A 20,885-nucleotide genomic window follows, 5' to 3' on the forward strand; every position below is an offset into this window, starting at 1 on the left:
AATGAACCGTTTCGCTGCGGTAGCTCGGGTCGCGAAAGACCCTCTGAGCAAGAATCTGCCCGCTCGAAATTTGAGCAAGGGTCCACCCTGCCGCTGCGGTGGCCCACCGCTGGTGCAACTGGCTGTGGGGAGAGCCCTAGCTGAGATCCCAGGTGTGTACCGGTTGGCCTTGCCGCTGCCGTTCCCAGTAGGCACAGGTCAATTGTTGCATATCTTTACCATGCCGAGCCACGTAGCGGCGCTGCCAGGTGGCCCCATTCTGCCCCGACTCCACCCGGGCGCGGAGAATGCCCAGGTACTCCTGAATATCGGAGGGGGCCAGATCCAGTTGAACCAAACCCGCCTCTGCTTGGGGGATCAGCTCTTCCAGCAGCAATTGGCGCAGGGATCCCTGCCAACCCTTGAGCCAAGTGATGGGGGCCTCCAGGCCGAAGCGGGCAGCCGTGTAGAAATTGGCGCGGCACTGGGCAAAGCTTAGCTCCTGCTCGGGGGAAACGGGCTGGGATCCCAAGGCTTGCACCAGACCAAAGTAGAAAGCCGCGTTGGCGATCATGTCGGGTAGGGTTGGGCCTGCCGCTGCCACCCGCTGTTCGATGCGCAAGTGGGGAACGGGATCCAAGCCGATCAGGGGTCGGTTCCAGCGCCAGATGGTGCCGTTGTGGAGGCGCAGATGGGCCAGCTCCCAGGGAGAGGCGGCCAACGTTTGCGGCAGCACCACCGGGTAGCGATGCACATTTTCCCAAAACAGCTCCATCAGGGATCCCTGTACATAGCCTTGCCCGAAGGTGACGCGGGGGCAGTGGGTGGGGGAGGGCGGGGGTGGCCCATCTAGGGCCTGCTCAAACAAAGGGATGCGGGTTTCTGCCCACAGATCGTGCCCGAACAGGTAGGGGGAATTGGCCGCCAGCGCCACCAAGGGGGCTGACACGAGCAGGGAAGCGTTGAAGTAACGGGCCGCCTGTTGGGGGGATACCTGCAGATGGATTTGAAAGGAGGTGGTCGCCGCCTCCAGCATGATGTCCGGGTGGGTAACCCGCAACCGCCCAGTCGGTCCTTCGATATCTAGCCCCAGGGAAGGGATCGCTTGGGATTGCTCACGCCGGTGCAAGTTCAGGATCTGCTCGTTGAGGGCCAGGTAACGCTTGCGGGGCGAGATCATCTTCAGGGTCAATTGCCGTTGCTGCACCGTAGGCAAAATGCCGATCATCATCAGCCCCACCTGCAAGTGTTCGGCCACCTGGCAGCAGCGATCCCACGTTTGGCCCAGCTCTTGCTGAAACTGCCGCAGAGCCGAGCCGACCAAAACTTGGGGCCGGCTGTTGATCTCCACGTTGAACTGGGCCAGTTCCGGCACCACCAGTGGATCGTTCACCGCTTCCAGGTAGGCTGAGTTGATCGGGGCCGGATCCCCCTGAGGGGTGACCAGCCACGCCTCCAGCTCAAACCCGCCCACCGGGGATCCCTGGGCAAAGGGCTGACAAGCCGGATCCAGCCCCGGCGCACCGGCCAACCAGCGCTCGAGCAACTTCGTCTCTTGCTGGAGCCGAGCTGCAAACTGAGCAAAGTCTGCAGTACCAAAACGGAGGCAGGTGATCTCCTGGCCCATGGGAACAACTCCGCAGCTTTTGGGAATGAGGTTAATCGCTGTTGCCGGGATCTCGACACCCCTAGCTTTACTTAGCCCGCAGTGATGGATACATCTTCAATGCGCAGGGCGGGAAAGGCAGCCGTGCCGTTGAAAACCGTTACTTCCTGGGAAATGGCGGAGATATTGCGCAAACAATCGTAGAGATTGCCGGCAATGGTGGTCTCCAGGATGGGGCGTTTCTCGCCGCCTTTGACCAAGAAGCCCCCTTTCACCACCCCAGAAAAGTCACCGGTAATGGGGTTGCTGCTGCCGGAGAGGCGGGTGACGATAACTCCCCGATCCATCGCGTAGAGCTCGGACAGGGGGGTTGTCCCTGGGGCCACCCTCAGGCAAGCCGGCCCTACTCCCGGCAGGCTGCCTGCTCCCCCTGTGGCATGGCCGTTGGAGGGAACGCCAGCAGCGCGGGACTCGTAGCTGTTGTACATGAAGTTGCAGAGGATCCCTTCATGAATCAGGGGGGTAATCTGGCGCGGGATCCCTTCGCGGTCAAAGGGCTCAATGGGGTAGCCGGGCAAGCCCAGCCCCTCGGAAACCAGTGTCAGTAACGGGCTGGCGATCCGGGATCCCATTTTTTGCGCCAGAGGGCTTTTGCCTTTGCGCACCGCATCCGCCCCCAGCACAAAGAGGAGATCCCCTAGAAACTCCTCCACCACATCTGGAGGGAGAATGATAGGGCCGCGAAAGCTCTCCCCTTCGGTAGCCCCCAGCGCGCCCACGCATTTCTGGACAAAGCGATCAAAAGCCCGCTCCAGCGCCGGCACCAGATCGGCCCGCTTCTGCACACTGTCGCCGTCGTAGGCAAAGCTGCCCACCTCGTCCCCGTCGATGGCCATGCCAAAGAGGGATCCCCCCGCCTCGACACTGTGGTAGTTGGCCCGGATGCCGGTGGAAGAGGCGATGGCCAGGGTCTCTTCCTCCACGCTGAGGGAGCCGCTGTCGATGGTGATGCGAGGGTCTTTGGAGCGCACCCACTCCAGCAATTGGGATCCCAACTGGGTCAGCTCGGCGGCATCCAGTTCCAGCAGGCCTGGGTCGAGGGCAAAGGGCACCTGGGGCAAAGGTTGGGGCTCCGGCAGCCCGTTGAGGGGATCCGCCGGCGAAGCCTTGGCCATGGTCACAGCCTCAGCAGCCGTCTCAGCTAACTCTTCTGGGCGGTTGGAGGTGGCAAAGCCCAGCCTGCCGTCGCAGAAAACCCGAATGCCGAACAGGGTCTCGCTGCTGCTGCGGGCCAGGTTGAGGTCATTTTTCTCAAAAGTGACTTCCGTTTCCCGGCCTGAGTTGGCAAACACTTCTGCCTGGTCGGCTCCAGCGGCCAACGCCTTGTACACACCCTGTTCACAGAGATCCAGCAGGTTTTCCGGGGAAATGATGGAGCTGGGCATAAAAGTGAGATGGCAAGAGCATGACTCTAGTCAATAATAAGCTCAACTATACTGAAAATAATGTATAATATGTTCAGTATGGATTACTACCAGTTGATCTTTCTGTTTACTTTCGAGTCTGCCAACATGGTAGCCAAAGCAAAGCAGAAAATTGGTAGTAAGACGACACGGAAACTGCGCTTTGGGTATTCTACTCAAAGCTTTGCGGGATACCGCCATTCTGTTTGGACTCCGTCCCGCTAACGCGAATGGAAACAAGCAGAATGCTATCGCTGCATAGTTGAACAGTGATGTTCAGCAGTGTTCAGCGTAAATGTATCAGCTACCCACAGGGATTCCACCCTGCAGCAGCAAACAAAGGGGCTGAGATCAAAAGGGATCCCTCGTGGCGCTTTGACCCCACTTGCCGCTTGTCCTTAGCGGCCTGCCAGGTGCAGGAACCTTAGAATGGAGGTTGAGCCCACTTGCCGTGAGTGTCCATGAGCCCTTTGCCCACTTCCACTGCCCCGCTCGCCGTTGCCCCGACAACAGCCGAGGACACCGTCCCGCCGAGGCGACTGGATTTTGAAGTGGTGATTGCCGGAGCTGGGATGGTGGGATCCACCTTAGCAGCCGCTTTGGGCCAGGCCGGGATCCGCGTCGGGCTGATCGAGGGGCGGGATCTCTCGCAGGGGGTGGGGCCCGATGGCCGAGCCAGCGCTTTGGCTCTGGGGACAGCCCGCATTCTGCAGCGGATTGGGGTATGGCCCCTTATGGAGGCCTGGGGAGTCTCTCCCATTCACCGCATTCAGGTCTCTGATGGGGAAAGCCCCTGGATGGCTCAGTTGTGCCGCGAAACGCTCCAAGCGCCGGCGCTGGGCTACGTCGTGGAAAATCAAATCACCCAAAAGGCCCTGTTGCAGCGCATTCGCGAGTGCCCTTCGGTAACCCTTTTCAGCCCCGCCCAGGTGCAAAGTTTCTCCCCTGCAGCAGATCACATTCGGGTAGAGCTGGCCCAGGAGGGATCCCGGCAAACCCTGCGGGCTGCTCTGCTGGTGGTTGCAGATGGGGCCCGTTCGCGGCTGCGGGAACAGGCTGGGATCCCGTTATCCTGCTGGGGCTATGGGCAGGTGTGCATCGTTTCCACCCTCACCCATGAGCATCCTCACCAGCAGGTGGCCTACGAGCGCTTTCAGGCCAGCGGCCCCTTCGCCATTTTGCCCACCCCCGATCCCCATCGCAGTTGTGTCGTCTGGACAGTGCGCCAAGCGGATCGAGATCGGCTGATGGGCTTGTCTGAGGCTGAGTTTTTGCAGGCCATCCGGCCCTGCTTTGGATCCCAGTTGGGAGCGTTGCTGGCGGCCTCTCCCAGAGCCTGTTATGAGCCACAGCGGGCCCATGCCCAAACCTATATCGGATCCCGGCTGGCTTTGGTGGGGGATGCTGCCCATACCACCCATCCGCTGGGGGGGCAGGGAGCGAATCTGGGCATGCGGGATGTGGCGGCCTTGGCTGCCCTGTTGATCGAAGCCAAAATGGCGGGCCGGGATCCCGGCGATCCGGCTTTGCTACAAGCCTACGAGCGCTGTCGCCGCCCAGAAAATGCGCTGGTTCTTTTTGCAACCGATGCTGCCAATCGCCTCTTTTCCAACCGAAGCTGGCCGTTGCTGGTCTTGCGTCGCCTGGGCCTGTGGGGACTGGAGGTTTTGCCGCTGCTCAAGCCTGCTTTGATGCGCCAAGCAATGGGGATCCGCCCCCATCAACCCCAACTCCAACAGCTCCCTTTCCCTGCACCCCCGGAACCTCTGGCTACGCCTGTCTAGATCCGGCCAAACTGTTGAGAGCTGGGCCCAGATCCTCGCCCGCCGCCTTTGTCCCCAGCAGACCAAGCGCTCCACAGGGATCAAGGCTGCTCCAGGGGTAAGTCTGAAAACAGCAATGGGGCAATATTGGCCGCCTGGTTGATGGGGATCTCGTCGTTGACGGCATACTGATAAAACTGATCCAAGCGCCGACACAAACCTTCTGGGGTCAAAGCCTGCACATTGGAGCTGATGATATAGCTTTGGGAAGGAGAGGCGCGAAACGCTTGAAAGGCTTTGCGACAAAAGTCCTGCTTGGCCTCCGGGTCTGCTTGTCGCCACTCTGGCCCCGTAAGTTTGCCGGACAAAGTGGGGCCGGTTGCCGCTCCCAAGGGCAGGCCTGTTCCCAAGATTAGGCCAGCCAGGATCAGAAACAGAAGGCCCCCCTTCAAGACTGCCTGCCAGAAAGAGAACTGAAGCCGTTGCCGGTGCTGCTCCATGGTTGGATAGGCTGGAGTGGAAAGGGATCCCCTCGATCATACCGATCACACATACCGATCACAGGCGGATCTGAGGGAAACTCAGGATCTCGGCTGGCTTTGCCGCTCCCCTCGATCCCCGCTGCCGTCCTCAGGAATGGCCGGAAAGCTGGGTCCCTTTCATCCCTTACCCGCTCGCACCCTCCGTCCCGTGGCTCGCAACAAACCCCGTCGGAAACAGCCTTTCCCGCACCTCCTCGGCTCCAAATGGACTTCCGTTCAGCCTGTTCTGGGTTGGCGACATTTTCAGGTCACCGCTCGCCAACAAGGGGAAGGAGGGCTGGTGTTTGCCGAGCTCAGAGCCGTCTGCGATCCCCAGGTGCGCCTCTGGGTCAACGCGGCCACCCTGAAGAACCGGGATCTTTGGCAGCCGGGCTGGACGCCTCTCGAAGACGGGATCCCCTGTGGGCGGCAGGATCCCCTTCTGGACAGGGCTGGGGGATAGTTTCTCTCAAGCTGGGGCTCAGGGATCGATTAGGATCATCTCTCTAGTGTGGTGTTTTAATTCAGAAGCTTGAGGAGAAGAAAGCGGGATGGCCAGATGTGACGTTTGCGGAAAAGATCTTATCTTAGCTACAGCGATTATCAGTGGGCCAAGCGCTGCGCCAATCCCTACGGGAAGTCTCACCTCATCTGCTTCGACTGCTACAGTGGTTCGTCTTGTCCCATCTGCTATTCCCCTCTGGAGCCGGCAGAATAGAAAGAGGCGTTCTCAAAAGCTGCTTGTCGGTTACTCGACTCCCATCCCCCTAGCTCCTCGGAGGGGGCGATGGTCGACAAGGGTCTCGATGGTTTTCCCAAGGGAGCCGGAAAAGTGCGCATTGGCCAGGGCTACGACATCCACCGCCTCGTCGAGGGGCGCCCCCTGATCCTGGGCGGGATCCGGATCCCTTACGAAAAGGGGCTATTGGGCCATAGCGACGCCGATGTCCTCACCCACGCCATCATGGATGCTCTCCTGGGGGCTGCCGCTCTGCGGGATATTGGCTACTACTTCCCCCCTGAAGAAGAGCGTTGGAAAGGGGCAGATAGCATCCTTTTACTACAGCAAGTGGTGCAACTGGTGGGCCAAGAGGGCTGGTGCGTTGCCAATGTAGACAGTGTGGTGGTGGCGGAGCAGCCCAAGCTCAAACCTCACATCCCCGCCATGCAGGCCCGCCTGGCAGAGGCGATGCAGATCTCCCCCAAGCAAGTGGGGGTCAAGGCTACTACTAACGAAAAACTGGGCCCCATAGGTCAGGGAGAGGCCATTGCTGCCTTCGCAGTAGCCCTGTTGCTGGAACAGAGAGGACAAGCTTCCTCTGACCTTCCCATCAGAATCTGAAAAGAACCTGGTCACCCCACTGCCTGAGCTGCCAAACTGGCAAGCAATCGCTCCCTCAAAAACGCAGAATCTGCCCAAGTCGCAGTCAAACCACCCATTACCTGGATCCCCAATTTTCCCTCTGGGAAAGGGGCCGGGAGGGGGGCTACTCCTCTAGAAGAAGGGCTGGGGGTGAGGGCCTCAGCAGCGCGGAGCGCTTGGGCCACAGGGCGCGGGATGCGGGCGATCCGTCCCAAACTTGCTTGGAACAACGACTTGGCAAAAGAAATGGCGGGCCAAAACAACACCTCGGCAAACCGACTCAGGAGGAACCTTTTTGTCTCTCTACTAGGGATCCTCCTGCTCTGGCTTGGTGCCTGTGCTGCCCCTGCCCGCCCGCCCCATTTGATCGCCACAGTGACTTCGGATCCCAAAACCTTCAACACCTATTTGGCCGCCGAAAGCTCCAGCCGCGACGCCATCGCCTACCTGGAGGCGGGCTTGGTCACCTTGGATGAGGATACCCTCTTGCCCAAACCGGAGCTGGCGGAAGGCTGGGAAGTGTCTGAGGACGGCTTGCGGTATGTCTTTACCTTGCGGGAGGGGCTGCGCTGGTCGGATGGAGAGCCTCTGACAGCAGCAGATGTGGACTTTACCTTCAACCGCATCATCTTCAACGAGCGGATCCCGACTTCTGCGCGGGATGTGAAGCGAATTGGAGAAGCCGGAGCATTGCCTCAGGTGCGGGCGCTGGACGAGCGGCGGATTGAGTTCGTTTTGCCGGAGCCCTTCGCTCCCTTTCTGCTGCAGGCCGGATCCCCTATTTTGCCCAAGCACATCCTCGAGCCCACTGTCGAGCAGTTGGACAGCCGGGGCAACCCCCTTTTCTTGCAAACCTGGGGTATCGACACGCCGGTGCAGCAATTGGTGGGGGCCGGCCCCTATATCTTGCAGGAATACACCCCTGGCCAACGGCTGGTGTACCGGCCCAATCCCTACTACTGGAAGGGGGAAGGGATCCCGCGCATTGAACGGGTAATCCTGCGCATTGTGGACTCAGAGGACACCGCGCTGCTGCAGTTTCGCTCCGGCGAGACCGACGTGTTTTCGGTGCGGGGGAGAGATTTTCAGCTCTTGAAGCGGGAAGAAGAACGGGATCAGTTCACCATCTACAATCTCGGCCAGACATTGAACAACAGTTTCTTTGCCTTCAACCTCAGCCGCGCCCGTAACCCCCAGACCGGGCGGCCTTTTGTGGATCCCGTCAAAAGCCGCTGGTTTAACGATTTGAACTTCCGCCGGGCGGTGGCCCACGCCATGAACCGGCAGTTTTACGTCGATAGCGTCCTGCAAGGGTTGGGCCAGATCCAGCACTCGGTCTTCTCCCCCGCCAGCCCTTTCTACCTCAGCCCCGAAGAGGGCTTGCCCACCTACGACTACAACCCTGAAAAAGCGCGGCAACTGCTCCTCGATGCCGGATACACCTATGATGCGGAGGGCCACCTGCGGGATTCCGAGGGCAACCGCGTCCGTTTCACCTTGCTCACCAACGCCGGCAACAATCAGCGAGAGGCCACCGGCGCGTTGATCAAAGCCGACCTGGAGCGGATCGGCATCACCGTTGATTTTACCCCCATCGCCTTCAACACCCTGGTGCAGCGCACCGATAGCCGCGACTGGGAAACCCTGCTGCTGGGCTTTGGTGGCGGCGGCACCGAGCCCAACAACGGCTCCAACATCTGGCGCAGCGACGGCCGTTTGCACCTCTTTAATCTGGGAGATTTGCCCGGCAACCCGGCAGAAGGGGTTGAGGTCAGCGATTGGGAACGGGAGATCGACCGCATCTTTATCGAAGGGGTGCGGGAGCTAGACTTTGAAAAGCGCAAGGCCCTCTACGACCGGTTTCAAATCATCATCCAGGAACAGCTGCCCCAAATTGGCACTTTTAACCCCCTGGTTCTCTCAGCCCTGCGCAACCGCATTCAAGGGGTGGATCCCCGACCCATTCTGGGGCCATTGTGGAATTTGGATCAGCTCTACATTCAAGAGTAGAACTTCTGATGATGTGGGTGATGTGGGATAGGGAGAGGCTGTCTGAACTGTTGAGTTGTGTCCCTATCGCCACATTTGGCAGGTGAAACTTAGTTGTAGGTTGTGTTGTGGACGTCTTGGATTTTGCAATTATTTCACCGTCAATTCCACGTCCCCCACACTCCTGAGGACGGTGATCCCCACCCCTCCTGACTGCAGATAGAGACCGATGTCCAGGGATCCCTGGCCCACCTGCACATTCTCAAGGATGACGTGGGGCAGCCACAGGGGCAGAGTGGGCTTGGTCAAATGCACCCGTTGGGCCAGCCCGTCGATCTCCAGCCCCAGACAAGCCTGCAACAGCAAAAACACACTGGCCGCCGCCCAAGACTGGGGCAGACAGGCCACTGGATAGAGGGTGGGGCCCTCCCGCTGTCGCCGCCGAAAGCCACAAAACAGCTCAGGCAGCCGCTTCAGCTCCAGAAACTGGCTGGCATCGAACAGCGCTGTCAAGACCCGCACCGCTTCGCCCTTGAAGCCATAGCGAGATAAGCCTGCGGCAATCAAGGCATTGTCGTGGGGCCAGATGGAGCCATTGTGGTAGGACATGGGGTTGTAGCGCCCCTCTCCCTCCGGCACCGTGCGGATCCCCCAGCCGCTGAAGAAAGCTGGCTCCAGCAGTTGCCGGGCAATGCAGGCAGCATGCTCGGGATGGGCAATCCCCGAAAACAGACAGTGGCCCATGTTGGAGCTGCGCACCCGGCAAGGTTGCTTCTGGCCATCCAAAGCCAGGGCATAGCCCCCCAACTCTTCGCACCAGAAGTGATCCCAAAACTGCTGCTGCAGCTTTTCCGCTTGTTGTCGCAACTGGGCTGCTTGCTCTTGCCGCCCCAGCAGCTCGGCCATCTCTGCTGCCAACTGCTTAGCTTCGTAGGCATAGCCCTGCACCTCGCACAGGGCCAAGGGGGGTTCTGCCAGGGATCCGTCCGGGTAGAAGATGGCATCTTCAGAATCTTTCCAGCCCTGGTTGCGCAGGCCCCGCCGCGCCTTGCCGGCATACTCCAAAAAGCCGTCCCCGTCCGCATCCCCGTAAGTGTCCATCCAGTGCAGGGCTGCTTCGATGTTTGGCCAGAGCTGCCGCAACAGCTCTAGATCGCCGCTGCGCTGCACATAGCGTCCTGCCAACACCACAAACAGAGGGGTGGAGTCAATGCTGCCGAAATAATTGCCAAAGGGGATCTCGCGGGTTTTGGCCATCTCGCTGCGCCGCTGCTCGTGCAGGATCTTGCCAGGCTCGGCATCGCGGCTGGGATCCACCTCCTGGGCCTGGTGGGCCGCCAGATACAGCAGCACTCCCCGCGCCAAGTCTGGAAACCACCAGAGAGTGGCCAGGGCGGTGATCAGGGCGTCGCGCCCGAAGACCGTGGCAAACCAAGGCACCCCCGCATAGGGATAAAGCCCGTAGGGAGTGCGGGTGAGCATCATCAGCAGATCATCCCGTGAGGCGTTGAGCCAATCGTTAAACTGAGCATTGCCGGTGTCGATCCGGTGGGCTTGCGCCCGCAAGGAAGCCCTTTGCTCCCGCTCCGCCTGCAGAGCCTCCTGGTAGGTCAAAGGGGCAATCTCCTCCCCGCCATAGCCGCAGATCACCCTCAGCTCCAAATCCCGTTCCTCCTGCGGGGCCAAAGGCACCCACCACTGCGCCAGCTTCTCCGACACTAGCTCCGGCGCCGGCAAAAATTGCAACTGGGTTTGCCGCTCCACTCCATCTAAGCCGCGGTAGCGGAGAACCACTCCCTCAGGGTTCACCTGGGCCGGCAGCACTTGACCCCGCTGGGCCCGTCGGATGCCCCGGATCTCAAAAATATCGGCAAAGTCTGCCTCAAAGCGCAGGGTAATCGGCACGCGAAACGAGGCCGAGCCGTAGTTGTGAATGCGAATGCGCTCGTAGGCAACGTTGTTCCACAAAAAAGTAGTCCGTAAAACATGCAGAGTATCTTGACCGATAAACTGCCCCTCTGAGGTGGTGAACTCCGGGTTGGTCAGATCCACCGCCAAAATATCTTTGTCTTCCCGCACCTCTGAGCTGAGCAGCAGGAACTGCTTTCCCTGCAAGTCCAACACCCAGCGGGACAAAAAGCGGGTGTCGTCCCGGAAGAGGCCATGATCCCGGATGCCGAGGGGGCGCATGTTCCCTCGCCGGTCAAAGATGGCAAAGCAGTTGTCATGCTTGAGAACATGAGAGCGTGCCTCCACCCAAGAGGCGCTGGCCCGGATGTAGTACTGATCTTGAATTTGGATGATGTCTTCTGCCATCTCGGTCTTCTCGATCCCTATCCAGCCGGTCTCCTACGCGAACAGCTTACTGCTATCGGTCCACTCAAAGAAGGCAAAGAAGCAGGGGCCCCCCGATGCAGCCCAGCAGCCCTAGCTGCTACTTGGCCCATCTAAGCCTTATTAAGCTGCCTTCTTCGCGACATCTCCTGCCGCCCGTTCACCAGTTGGCGGTAGAGAGCCTCGTAGTCCGACACCATTCTTTCCACGCTGAACCGCTCCTCAAACACCTGCCGCACCCCGGCTCGGCTCAGGGATCCCACCTTCTCCACAGCCTCCACTGCTTCCTCCACCGAGTCGACAATAAAGCCGGAGCGCCTGTCGGCCATTACCTCGGGTACTGAGCCAAAACGGGTGGCAATTACCGGCGTGCCACAGGCCATCGCTTCAATCATCACCAGCCCAAAGGGCTCCGGCCAGCGGATGGGAAACAGCACCGCATAGGCCTTGCCCAAAAACTCGCTTTTCTCTTGGTCGGTGATTTCCCCTATGATCTCCACATTGGGGTGGCGACTGGCCAAAGGCTTAATTTCTAACTCGTAGTACTGGCGATCCACCGCATCGATCTTGATAGCAGCCTTCAGCGGCATCCCTGCCCGCGCCGCAATTTCAATAGCCGTGTCCAGCCCTTTTTCCGGGGAGACCCGGCCCAAAAAGGCCAGGTAGTCCCCCTTTTCTGGATAGAAACGGTGGAGATCCAGGGGCAAGCCGTGGTAGACCGTCCCCACCCAGCGGGCCTGGGGCAGCGGCAGCCGCTGGGCGTTGGAGATGGAGACCACCGGAATGTCCTGAAACTCGGTGTAGAGGGGCTGCAGCTCCGGAATGTCCAGTCGCCCGTGTAGGGTGGCCAAAAAAGAAACCTGCGGGTGGCGACGGGCCAGGGCATAGGGATAGTAGTCGATGTGGCCGTGGATAATGTCAAACTCGTCGGCCATCTGAAAGGCTTTCTCGACCATCAAAACATGAGGAGCCACTGTGTCGATGGCCGTGGGATCCAAACGCAAAGCCCGCTCCCGAAAGGGGATGAGGCGAGCCTGGGTTTGGGAGTCGCCGCTGGCAAACAACGTCACCTCATGCCCCCGCCGCACCAGCTCTTCGGTGAGCCAAGACACAACTCGCTCGGTGCCGCCGTAGAGCTTGGGGGGCACACTCTCATGCAAAGGGGCAATCTGAGCAATGCGCATAGCCATCCTCCACACCGAATCATCACTGCTTAACGAAAACTTCTGCTGGCGCTCCGCCGCCGACCCTTGGGATCCCCTGTTGAGGGCACGCCATTCCTGGCTAGACTGTTCCAGAGTGAGCAGGAAAGGAGTTCAGGCTGCCGCCACCTGCCGGAGAGTTGAAAAGGCTTGAATGAGAACCCCAGCCATCACTTGCTCTTGCCCGCCGCGGCTTAATTTTCCTCCTCAGCGCTGGCTGTGGAGTTGCTTGGGAGCCATGGCCATAACGGCCCTCACGGCTGTTGCCGCTTGGGCGCGGCCAGTGCTGGAAGTACGCATGACCCTGGGTTTGCCCATCAGCCCCAACTACTGGTACATGGTAGCTCTCAGCCGGGCCGGCAGCCCTGGCCCTACCGCCAACTTGGTGGATCCCAACGTCCGTGTGGGGCCCAACGAGTACACCTTTGTGCGGGACTGGGACTACCTCATTCGGGTTACCCCCCTCAACGAAGAGTCGGTCTTGCAGGCCACCATCCAGCGGTTTGGAGAGCCGGAACGAGAGTTTGCGGTCGGCTTTAACCAGGTACGGGTCAATCGCCTCACCCGCGACCGCGATACCCTCAACTTCCAGATCGATATCTCCGAGCTGCAGGGTCTCGATGGGCGGGATCAAGATATTCAGGTGGCTCTGCTCACCGCCCGTGCCCCCTTCCGTGTGGCCCCCGAAGAGACCAATCTGGCCATTGATGCCACCCGGGGAGATTTGCCCAACTTCTATCGCCTCAGCCTGTCCAATCAGCGGCAGGTGGTTGTGGATGATCCCCAGCGACAAGAGACGGTGCGCCGCAGCCGCGAATTGATCCAACAAAGTGGCTCCGGAGCTGCCCTCACTCGCGACCTTATCGAGGGCGGGGCTTTGGAGATTTTGGCCGCCAACATCCTCACCTTCGAGCTGCGCCTGGTGGATCGCTAGAGAGGGATCTCTTCCCATCTGACATCTGCCCAAGACCGTTCTTGCAGCCCGGCAGAGCCTCAATCCCTCAATAGTCGTTCCAAGTTGCCGTGAACCGGCCCATTGGCTTCCCTCTACCCTTGGGAGAAAGGCTCGGGGATCTCAAGCGATTGGAAAAACTCCTTCTCCTGGAACGGGTGCAGGATCCAACATCACAAACAAAAACGACTCCAGCCCTGCCAGGTAGGTGAGCACCTCCTCCTGGGCCGCTTCCGGCTCTAACGTGTTGACCTGAGCTGCCTGCTCAATAGTGCTCCGCACCGCTGACGCGAACAAGGCTTTCACCGAGGTTGGCCCCTGCAACAGGGATCCCAGCCAGGCCATCTGAGGAGCTGGAATGGTTAGGCGTCCATAGCTAGCCCCCGGCCAATTCATGGCAAACTCCAGCTTCTTCTCGTAGGCTTTGGCGAAGCTTTGGCGAAATTCGACGTTGTCGGCCAGGATGGGGTTGAGCTGCACTCTGCCCCCCAGCCAATCGGCGTCGCTCCAGGGCAAGACCAAGGAAGAGCCAGGGTGTTCTGCCCAAAAGTCAATGAGGCGATGGTTGGGGTAGATCAGCTCATAAAAGTGATTCTGGTCGGCAGGCGAGAGTTTGTCCAGCTCAGCTTGCAACCAGGGGGGCATGGCCCTCTCCTTGAACAAAAGCGCCGGATCCCAGTCGGCATAGTCCACCAGACAAACCAGGCCCAGCTCAGCTTCCTCGAGCATGCGCATCAGGTCGGGGATCAGGAAGCCCTTGTCTCCTGGCAAGAGGTAGTTGGCCCGGATGTTGGTGTCGTCTTTGTAGATCTCAGGGTTCCAGCGCAGGGCTGCCCGCATTTCGTCCGAGGCCAAACTGGCCATGAATTCCCGTACCCGCTGACAGGCCTCAGGAGTGGGTAGATCAAACAGCCCCAGCAGCCGAAACGCCTCTTGCATGCGGAAGATGACCTCCCGCTGGTAGGCGTGATGTAGGTTGGCCCGCAGGATCCCGTCAGGTTTGAGAACCCGCTTGAGGGCTTTTAGCCCCGCCACCGGATCGTCCAGCAGATAGAGCACATCGTTAAGGCTGATGAAGTCAAATTCCAACCCCAACTGTTCGATGTCCAATAGGTTGAGAACATGGAGCTCCACCTCCCCGAAGCCGTGGTAGCGCAAGCGTCGCTCCGTCACCCGTACCGATTCTGCTGACAGGTCGCACACCACCAGCCGCGCCCCTGGATTGGCCTCCGCCAGGATCAACGTTTCCCAGCCAGAGCCGCAGCCGGCATTCAAAATCAGAGCACCCTCGCTGGGCACAATGGCGCGGGTGCGGGCGTATTGGGCGGTGGTCAAACTTAGGCGGTACAACCCGTCAATGGCGTTGCGGCCCGAGGCCTCAATCGCCACATTGGGGTAGGGCAATTCTTCGTACAGTTGCCGCAGAGATTCTGTCGAGCTGCTGGCCATGGGATCCGCTGCAGGAAGCTGCCCTTTATGCTACCCGGCATCCCTTCCCCCCAGGAATGCCTCTAAGGCAGCAGCCAGGGTTTCATTCCCCTGCAGATCCAATCCATCCGGCCTCTGGGGTGGGTGGGCGGGATCCTGCAAAAAGTCCCAGGATCCTTGAAAAAACTCCTCTAGGGAGAGGATGCGATGCCAGCCGTAGCGCTGCAGACCCTCAACCAGCAACGGTGACTCAGCAAACCCAGAGCGGGTAACACAGGCCATAGGTGTGCGGCTGCGCAGGGCCTCCGCCAAAGTGCCATAGCCCGGCTTGGACACCACCCAGCGGCAGAGGGGCATCACATCCACCGGTCGCCACACCCGCCCATCCAAAACCCGCAAGTTGGGCAAGGGGGGAGCTTCCGGATCAAAGGTGAGAAACTGCCAGTCGGGAAAATCTTGGAGCCGCTCGTAAGGAAACCCCCGTACCCCTAGCCCGCCAAAGGTGAACAAAGCCCTGGGTTGATCCGGGTGTAACCCCAACTGGGCGGCGACCTCTTCTGGTGGGTAGCGGGGATCCGATCCCGTCAGCCCCACCTCCTGCTGACGCGGAAAAGCGCTAGTGCTCCGCACTGCTGACGCGACCATGCTCTCGCTAAAAGGCAGGCGAAATAGAAGGTCGCACTGCCCGTAGAGCTCCTGGATCCAGGCCACAAACGGTTGAAACTCAGGGCCGTATTCTTGGTAGATGAAATCCCAGCCAAAATTACTGGCCATCCAGCAGGGGATCCCGGCAGCCTGGGCAATGGCTACAGCAATGGGCGGCACATCCGCCAATACCAAAGGCACCCCCTGGGCTCGAATGAAATCCGCTTCTTCCCGAATAAGCTCCGCAGCGCTGGCTTTAAACGCCTTGAGGGCAGCCAACGTAGCCGGCAGATCCGCTTGCAGCCCATCCGGCTGCACCACCCCCACATCCAACGCCCGCGGTCGATGGAGAAACTTCCCCTCTACATAGCGCTCCAGGAGCCAGCGGGGTGCCGGCGTGACCAAGATGGGCAAGATATTGGGATCCCGCCGCAGCAAAGCATTCACCACTGCCACCAGACGGGTAACGTGCCCAAACCCGTGAGCTGTTGCCGCCACATAGAGAGGAACGGGATTCATTGTGCTGATACATTCACGCTGAACTCTCCTGAACATGGTTCAGGAAAGAAGCGATCGCATCCTGCATATCTCTGAGCAGGAAGGCGGTATCCCGCAAAGCCCTGAGGAATACCCCCCGAGCGCTTTCCCCCTTCACTTCCCGGCAACCGTTGCGGTGGACTCAAGGATCAGGGGGAAACTTGGTCTACTATATCCCTCTCAATGACTTTTGCCAAACCGCCTAAAGCTCAGTAAATTCAGCAAAGTTCAGGGTTTTGGGGGTTAGAGGCATGCTCTGCACCGCTAACGCGATAGGACTCCGTCCCGCTAACGCGATAGGACTCCGTCCCGCTGGCGCGAACGCAACCGCCTCAGGACAGAACAGGATCCGCGGGGGGCTTTTCCCTATGGGATCCCCACAGGTTACTCGCCAAGATCAAGCCCAGGCCCACCACAGATCCCAGCGCAATCCTCTCGCCCAACAGCACCGCAATCAACCCCAACGACAAAAAAGGCGTCACATACACCCAGTTGGCCAGGGATCCCCGGTGGCCCGCCAACTCCAAAGCCCGCAGCCAAAATACAAAAGTCAGGCCCATCTCCGCCAGACCAATGTAAGCCGCCCAACCCAGCCCCGCAACTGTCCAAGAGACCTCCTGAAACGGCAGCAGTAGCAGGCCATAGAGGCTGCCGAAGAGAAACCCCATAAACAGCTTCAGCACCGCATCTCGCCCATCCCGCACATTGAGCAGCCAGTAGAGCGCCCAGATTCCAGAGCTGCCCACCGCCAGCAGCACCCCCCAGGGATCCCCCGCCTGCAAGGTGCCCCAGGATCCCCCCGTAGCCACCAGCACCACCCCCAGCAGGCTCACCCCCAAGGCCAACACCAGCCGCCAACGGAAGCGCTCTCCCAGCAGCGGCACCGCCAGAAGAGCCAGCACCAGCGGCCAAGTGTAATTCAGAGCCATCGCCGCCTGAGCCGACAGACGGTCATAAGCCTGGAACAACACCCCATAGTAGCCAAGGGGGTTGAGCAGCCCCTGAAGAGCCGATAGGCGGACTTGGGATCCCCTCTGCTTGCCGATCAACCTCGCCCGCCCTGTAACCACCAAAACGATCCCCAGGATCAAGCAAGAGCTCAATGCCGAAAAAATCAGCAAGACCGTCGGCGACAGGTGCTGCAACCCAAACTTAAAAGCGCTGGCAGCCGTAGCCCAGCCCAAGATGGCCGCCGCCAAGTAAACATAGGCTCGCCAGGGATCCCTGCCCATCAAAAGTTGTCGAGATGGTGCTCCGCACCGCTACCGCTGTCCTCTGGCTTCGACTTAGCTCCGGTGGGAAGGCCCAGCCGCGGTGCCACCACCCAGGCATAGAGCAGATAGCCCAGCCCCGCCACCACTGCCCACCTGAGAACGGTGCCGAAAACCCGGAAGAACAGCCCGACCAGAAGAATACAGCCCAGAATGGCGAAGACCGTCACCAGTGGACGCCCCCAAGTCTCAACCCAAGCTCGGACGGCACTTTTCCCCTGAGACGCAACGGATGTTCCTGGATCCCTAGAGGCCGCCGCCGCTTGCTCCAGTTCACGCTCAAGCTGTTTCAGCCGTTCTTGTTCTGAGAAAGAGAGATCGGACATAGAGAGCAGTCTCCAGCGGTGTCACCTCCATCTTACGAGCTGCTCCCGAAGATGGGCAGACTAAGCCCGCGCCGAAGGGATCTCCTGAACCATAGCCCGGAACACATCCAAAGCCGGGCCAGGGCGACGGTTAGGACGCGGAGCCGAGATCTCATTGGGCACAAAAGGCTTCTCCACCACCACCTTGGGCTTGTTGGCAGGAGCAGTTGCTGTAGCCGCAGGAGCAGAGCTGGGGGAAGCTGGTGCAGAACGAAAAGGCCCGGTAACAAAATCCACCAAGCCGCCGAAGAGAATGCCGAAGAAGGAGAACAGGCCGCCGAAAAGCTTCTTGAGGATACCCATAGCTAATTGCAAAGAGATGAGGTGAGAACTTGTCGATGTTATGTCGATGTTGTGAAGTTATACAACTCGACCTTCATTATTGTTAAGAAGCAGCATCTTGGCCATGAGTAAATATGCTCTTTTTCTCTAGGGATCCCCCACCCGCCTGCCCTCGGCGTCAAATCGCTGTAGGGGTAGGGTCAACTCCAGCTCTTGCAGCTCCAAAGGTTGAGAGACCCCCCTGCCGCGCCCCAAAGCAAAGCCATCCGCCGCTGCCGGGTTCACGTCATAGCCGATATCTGCCATTGCTTCGACGGTGAGAATGCTTAAGGGGTTGGCTACCCCCCGGTCGATGCGGCTGGTCATCAGCTCGCGGCCCAAGACATTCTCCCGCCAATGGGAATCTCGGGATCCCTCCCCAAACTGGTTCTCCAAGGGCACAGAGGGCGCGTTTCCTCCCAGCGTGGCGAAGGCGCTGACCGCCCTGGGGCCGATAAAGCGGGGATCGTAGCCAGGGGGCGTAGGCTGATCCCGTCCCACCAAGCCCACCGTTAGCCCCTTGGGATCCCAGACGATGGGCAAGAAGCCCAAGGCATGGCCCAACTCGTGCAGGGCAGTAATGGGCAGATCCCCTCGCTCTTCCAAAGCCGATAGGTTTTGGCTGTTGAACAAAATGACGGAGTAGAAAGGCAGACCGTTAGAGGCCCGCACAAAACAGGGAGCAGCTCCCCCCAAAATTCGCTCGTTGCCGAGGTTTCTGGCCCGCACCTCCACCAGCAGATCGTCGATGGGGAAATTGAGTGGCGTGCTGGGAAACCCTCGATCGCATTCGTCGGCCCGAATAGTGGTGGGGGGCAGATCCGGCTGGTCGCCAACGATGAGCTGTTGCCAGCGCAGAGCAGCACTGCGGATGATCGACTGCTGGGTAGGAGTGAGACTGTTGTCGGGAAAGCGAACGTCAATGGTGAACTGGGAAACAGGGGCAGCCGTCGGCAAGGGCAAAGAGGTAGGAACGACAGTTGGAGTAGAAGTGGGAATGACGGTTGGAATGGGAGTGGGAATGACACCTACAGAAGAGGAACCACCACTTCCCCCGCAGGCCTTGAGCGCCAGTACCAGAAGCACAGCCACCAGGGATCCAAGCAGACGCAGACCCCATACTTTCCCCAGAAGCTGTCGCTGCCCCGAAAAAACCTTCACACCACCCCCAAACGCAAAGAGCCTCACGGCCCAGTTGGATCATACCGGCTGCAACCATCCTCCCGAGCATGATTTGCGTCACACCGCACCGGTCAACTTCAAGGCCAGGAAGAGATGGGTTTGGAGGTCTATATTTTCAGGTCAGGATCTCTCAATCTGAGGAGTCGGAAGAGTTTTCCTCTTCTATGCCCCAGCCCGCAGCCAAAACATCCACCGCCGCCCGCAGCGCCTGGTTATCCCCCAAGAGCTCCTCGGGATCCGAACGCGGCTCCACCAGGGGAACCAAGCGCAGAATACGTCCGTCCTGAACCAAGTCGATAACCACGCCCGGCTGCTCCTTGCCCAGGTTGGCAATCTCTTCTTCGGAAGCGGGATCCCGCAGACAGGCATAGTCAAAGCTGTTCACATTTAAGTAGAGGCTACGGTTTACCACCAGTGTGGCAGCAGTGGGATCCTGAAAAACATCCACCACGCAGCCTTCCCCTTGCTTCCGCACTGAGCCATCGACAATATCGAAGTAGCGAACACGGGCCAAATCGGATAGGAGTCGGTAAATATCCCGCTTATTGACCAGAGTTCCCGTATTCACAATACAGGGGGCACAGGGATGAGTGTCTGTCATAGAGCAGTCGGTCTCGAAAGGTCAACAGATTGAGAGTAGGCAAAAGGAAAGCAACATCAACAGTGTCTGCAAACCATCTCCGAAAACATCAGTCCTCGGCAATTCTAGGCGCGGTTATGGTTGACAAGCAACAGGGATCCGTAACTTTACAAAAACTTTAATCAGCTAAAAAAGAGAGAAGTAGCCTGCCCTGCTTTATCCAGTTAACCCAGTGCAACAACAGAACAACTCTCTCCATTCCGCCTACCCAGGGCTCAGACTGCTCTCAAGGCAAAATCAATCCATAGCTTTGCTTCTATCGACTTTATCACAGCCTTCCAAAAAGGGCACAGGCCACTACAAGGTGCAATCTCCAGACAAAAGGGACAGAGGCTGTCCGGCAGGATTCTACCTGCATCTTGTGGGAAGGCAAGTAGCTGAGCAGCTTTAGACTCTAGATATTGTAGATAGATATTGTAGATGAACCCCGAACAGACCGTCTTCGATTCAGAACTCTCCCCTTGGCTTCTTAGGAAGGATAGCATAGGGTACCAAGCCCGCTGCCTGAGAAAGTGTTGACTTTCCACCAGAGACGACTTCTGCCATGGCAACCACTCCCCAACGCCAGACCCTGCCGGTTGTCGATTTCGCCGCCTTTCAAAACGGAACGTCAGGTGAGCGGGAGCAGTTTGTCCGCCAGGTGGGGGAAGCGCTGCAACAGATTGGCTTTTTTGCCTTGGTTAACCATGGCCTATCGCCGGAATTGATCCGGGAAGCCTATGAAGCCGCAGAAGCCGTTTTTCTTTTGCCAGAGCCGACCAAGAGAGCCTATGAGGATCCGGCGCTGCTGGGGCAACGAGGGTACACCCCCTTTGGCAAAGAACACGCTAAAGATCATCCCTATCCTGACATGAAAGAGTTTTGGCACATCGGGCGCGAAGGGGATCCCCACCTTCCTGCCAACATCTGGCCTCGGGAGGTGCCCCAATTTCGCAGGGTGATGCTAGAGCTGTTCGCCCAATTGGAAACCTGTGCCCAGGGACTGTTGCAAGCGATCTCTCTGTATCTGGGGGAGCCTGCCGAATACCTGCCCAAAGCGGCGGAAGGAGGAGCCAATCTCTTGCGGGTGATTCACTATCCGCCGATCCCTGCTGAAGTCCCTCCCCAGAGTTTACGAGCTGCAGCCCATGAAGACATCAACTTGATTACGCTCTTGTGTGAAGCCACCGCACCAGGTCTAGAGCTTCTGCAACGAGATGGATCTTGGCTGCCCATTTCGGCCCTGCCCGGTCAGCTAGAAATCGCAGGAGCCCCGCACTGTACCCGTAGGGTCAGTGCCGGGAGGAATGCGCTTTGATGAAGTACAATGAACTTATGAGCCAAG

The 20,885-nt window shown here is 59.2% G+C and carries 18 protein-coding genes; 6 read left to right on the top strand and 12 right to left on the bottom strand.

The annotated features are described in order from the left end of the window. Positions 1-136 precede the first annotated feature (136 nt). Both ACVWXF_RS00980 and ACVWXF_RS00985 read right to left on the bottom strand, forming a co-directional pair. Positions 137-1,606 carry a glutamate-cysteine ligase family protein gene (locus ACVWXF_RS00980; protein ID WP_457473392.1) on the bottom strand — a complete coding sequence of 490 codons (1,470 nt, stop codon included), beginning with the start codon at positions 1,604-1,606 and terminating at the stop codon, positions 137-139. Positions 1,607-1,677: 71 nt separating this feature from the next. Then, the gene (locus ACVWXF_RS00985) at positions 1,678-3,030 is read right to left on the bottom strand and encodes a TldD/PmbA family protein (protein ID WP_457473393.1); all 1,353 of its coding nucleotides are present in this window, start codon (positions 3,028-3,030) and stop codon (positions 1,678-1,680) included. Between the two features lie 479 nt (positions 3,031-3,509). On the opposite strand from ACVWXF_RS00985, the gene ACVWXF_RS00990 reads away from it, so the two are divergent. Beyond that, positions 3,510-4,832, top strand: a complete 1,323-nt coding sequence (locus tag ACVWXF_RS00990; RefSeq protein ID WP_457473394.1) for a UbiH/UbiF/VisC/COQ6 family ubiquinone biosynthesis hydroxylase — start codon at positions 3,510-3,512, stop codon at positions 4,830-4,832. 80 nt (positions 4,833-4,912) lie between these two features. Here the strand turns inward: ACVWXF_RS00990 and ACVWXF_RS00995 are convergent, their stop codons facing one another. Then, positions 4,913-5,263, bottom strand: a complete 351-nt coding sequence (locus ACVWXF_RS00995; protein ID WP_414329946.1) for a hypothetical protein — start codon at positions 5,261-5,263, stop codon at positions 4,913-4,915. Positions 5,264-5,501: 238 nt separating this feature from the next. On the opposite strand from ACVWXF_RS00995, the gene ACVWXF_RS01000 reads away from it, so the two are divergent. The 3 genes from ACVWXF_RS01000 (at position 5,502) to ACVWXF_RS01010 (ending at position 8,705) form a co-directional block, all read left to right on the top strand. Continuing rightward, positions 5,502-5,795: a TIGR02450 family Trp-rich protein gene (locus tag ACVWXF_RS01000; RefSeq protein WP_414329949.1), complete on the top strand. Its 294-nt coding sequence runs from the start codon at positions 5,502-5,504 to the stop codon at positions 5,793-5,795. 369 nt (positions 5,796-6,164) lie between these two features. Beyond that, positions 6,165-6,674, top strand: a complete 510-nt coding sequence (ispF, locus tag ACVWXF_RS01005) for a 2-C-methyl-D-erythritol 2,4-cyclodiphosphate synthase (RefSeq protein ID WP_414342922.1) — start codon at positions 6,165-6,167, stop codon at positions 6,672-6,674. 267 nt (positions 6,675-6,941) lie between these two features. Beyond that, positions 6,942-8,705 carry an ABC transporter substrate-binding protein gene (locus ACVWXF_RS01010; protein WP_457473414.1) on the top strand — a complete coding sequence of 588 codons (1,764 nt, stop codon included), beginning with the start codon at positions 6,942-6,944 and terminating at the stop codon, positions 8,703-8,705. 129 nt (positions 8,706-8,834) lie between these two features. On the opposite strand, the gene ACVWXF_RS01015 is transcribed toward ACVWXF_RS01010, so the two are convergent. Beyond that, complete coding sequence (locus ACVWXF_RS01015) at positions 8,835-11,000, bottom strand: amylo-alpha-1,6-glucosidase (protein ID WP_457473395.1); 2,166 nt, start codon at positions 10,998-11,000, stop codon at positions 8,835-8,837. A 131-nt stretch (positions 11,001-11,131) separates the two neighbouring features. After that, positions 11,132-12,202, bottom strand: a complete 1,071-nt coding sequence (locus ACVWXF_RS01020) for a glycosyltransferase family 4 protein (RefSeq protein WP_457473396.1) — start codon at positions 12,200-12,202, stop codon at positions 11,132-11,134. Positions 12,203-12,458: 256 nt separating this feature from the next. On the opposite strand from ACVWXF_RS01020, the gene ACVWXF_RS01025 reads away from it, so the two are divergent. Then, positions 12,459-13,154, top strand: coding sequence for a hypothetical protein (locus ACVWXF_RS01025; RefSeq protein WP_414330153.1), 696 nt, complete (start codon positions 12,459-12,461; stop codon positions 13,152-13,154). 141 nt (positions 13,155-13,295) lie between these two features. On the opposite strand, the gene ACVWXF_RS01030 is transcribed toward ACVWXF_RS01025, so the two are convergent. The 7 genes from ACVWXF_RS01030 to ACVWXF_RS01060 all read right to left on the bottom strand — a co-directional run bounded on the left by ACVWXF_RS01030 (position 13,296) and on the right by ACVWXF_RS01060 (position 19,522). Continuing rightward, positions 13,296-14,621, bottom strand: a complete 1,326-nt coding sequence (locus ACVWXF_RS01030; protein ID WP_457473397.1) for a class I SAM-dependent methyltransferase — start codon at positions 14,619-14,621, stop codon at positions 13,296-13,298. 30 nt (positions 14,622-14,651) lie between these two features. After that, positions 14,652-15,764 carry a glycosyl transferase gene (locus ACVWXF_RS01035; RefSeq protein WP_457473398.1) on the bottom strand — a complete coding sequence of 371 codons (1,113 nt, stop codon included), beginning with the start codon at positions 15,762-15,764 and terminating at the stop codon, positions 14,652-14,654. Between the two features lie 350 nt (positions 15,765-16,114). Continuing rightward, the gene (locus tag ACVWXF_RS01040) at positions 16,115-17,014 is read right to left on the bottom strand and encodes a DMT family transporter (protein WP_457473399.1); all 900 of its coding nucleotides are present in this window, start codon (positions 17,012-17,014) and stop codon (positions 16,115-16,117) included. After that, positions 17,014-17,379: a hypothetical protein gene (locus ACVWXF_RS01045; RefSeq protein ID WP_457473400.1), complete on the bottom strand. Its 366-nt coding sequence runs from the start codon at positions 17,377-17,379 to the stop codon at positions 17,014-17,016. The genes ACVWXF_RS01040 and ACVWXF_RS01045 overlap by 1 nt, the downstream gene beginning before the upstream one ends. A gap of 60 nt (positions 17,380-17,439) precedes the next feature. Beyond that, the gene (locus ACVWXF_RS01050; protein WP_011432432.1) at positions 17,440-17,721 is read right to left on the bottom strand and encodes a hypothetical protein; all 282 of its coding nucleotides are present in this window, start codon (positions 17,719-17,721) and stop codon (positions 17,440-17,442) included. Positions 17,722-17,847: 126 nt separating this feature from the next. After that, the gene (locus ACVWXF_RS01055) at positions 17,848-18,900 is read right to left on the bottom strand and encodes a leishmanolysin-related zinc metalloendopeptidase (protein WP_457473401.1); all 1,053 of its coding nucleotides are present in this window, start codon (positions 18,898-18,900) and stop codon (positions 17,848-17,850) included. Between the two features lie 151 nt (positions 18,901-19,051). Then, entirely contained in the window at positions 19,052-19,522 is a 471-nt protein-coding gene (locus ACVWXF_RS01060; protein ID WP_414331929.1) for a hypothetical protein, read from the bottom strand. Between the two features lie 583 nt (positions 19,523-20,105). On the opposite strand from ACVWXF_RS01060, the gene ACVWXF_RS01065 reads away from it, so the two are divergent. Then, a complete protein-coding gene (locus tag ACVWXF_RS01065; RefSeq protein WP_457473402.1) occupies positions 20,106-20,858 on the top strand; it encodes an isopenicillin N synthase family dioxygenase in 753 nt (250 codons plus the stop codon). Positions 20,859-20,885 lie beyond the last annotated feature (27 nt).

The sequence above is a fragment of the Thermostichus sp. MS-CIW-40 genome (assembly GCF_054058315.1).

Coding starts and splice junctions, on each gene's coding strand:
- ACVWXF_RS01010 (WP_457473414.1), top strand. CDS start 6,942: ATGGCGGGCCAAAACAACACCTCGGCAAACCGACTCAGGAGGAACCTT.
- ACVWXF_RS01050 (WP_011432432.1), bottom strand. CDS start 17,721: ATGGGTATCCTCAAGAAGCTTTTCGGCGGCCTGTTCTCCTTCTTCGGC.
- ACVWXF_RS00985 (WP_457473393.1), bottom strand. CDS start 3,030: ATGCCCAGCTCCATCATTTCCCCGGAAAACCTGCTGGATCTCTGTGAA.
- ACVWXF_RS01025 (WP_414330153.1), top strand. CDS start 12,459: ATGGCCATAACGGCCCTCACGGCTGTTGCCGCTTGGGCGCGGCCAGTG.
- ACVWXF_RS01040 (WP_457473399.1), bottom strand. CDS start 17,014: ATGGGCAGGGATCCCTGGCGAGCCTATGTTTACTTGGCGGCGGCCATC.
- ACVWXF_RS00990 (WP_457473394.1), top strand. CDS start 3,510: ATGAGCCCTTTGCCCACTTCCACTGCCCCGCTCGCCGTTGCCCCGACA.
- ACVWXF_RS01020 (WP_457473396.1), bottom strand. CDS start 12,202: ATGCGCATTGCTCAGATTGCCCCTTTGCATGAGAGTGTGCCCCCCAAG.
- ACVWXF_RS00980 (WP_457473392.1), bottom strand. CDS start 1,606: ATGGGCCAGGAGATCACCTGCCTCCGTTTTGGTACTGCAGACTTTGCT.
- ACVWXF_RS01045 (WP_457473400.1), bottom strand. CDS start 17,379: ATGTCCGATCTCTCTTTCTCAGAACAAGAACGGCTGAAACAGCTTGAG.
- ACVWXF_RS01015 (WP_457473395.1), bottom strand. CDS start 11,000: ATGGCAGAAGACATCATCCAAATTCAAGATCAGTACTACATCCGGGCC.
- ACVWXF_RS01035 (WP_457473398.1), bottom strand. CDS start 15,764: ATGAATCCCGTTCCTCTCTATGTGGCGGCAACAGCTCACGGGTTTGGG.
- ACVWXF_RS01030 (WP_457473397.1), bottom strand. CDS start 14,621: ATGGCCAGCAGCTCGACAGAATCTCTGCGGCAACTGTACGAAGAATTG.
- ACVWXF_RS01065 (WP_457473402.1), top strand. CDS start 20,106: ATGGCAACCACTCCCCAACGCCAGACCCTGCCGGTTGTCGATTTCGCC.
- ACVWXF_RS01060 (WP_414331929.1), bottom strand. CDS start 19,522: ATGACAGACACTCATCCCTGTGCCCCCTGTATTGTGAATACGGGAACT.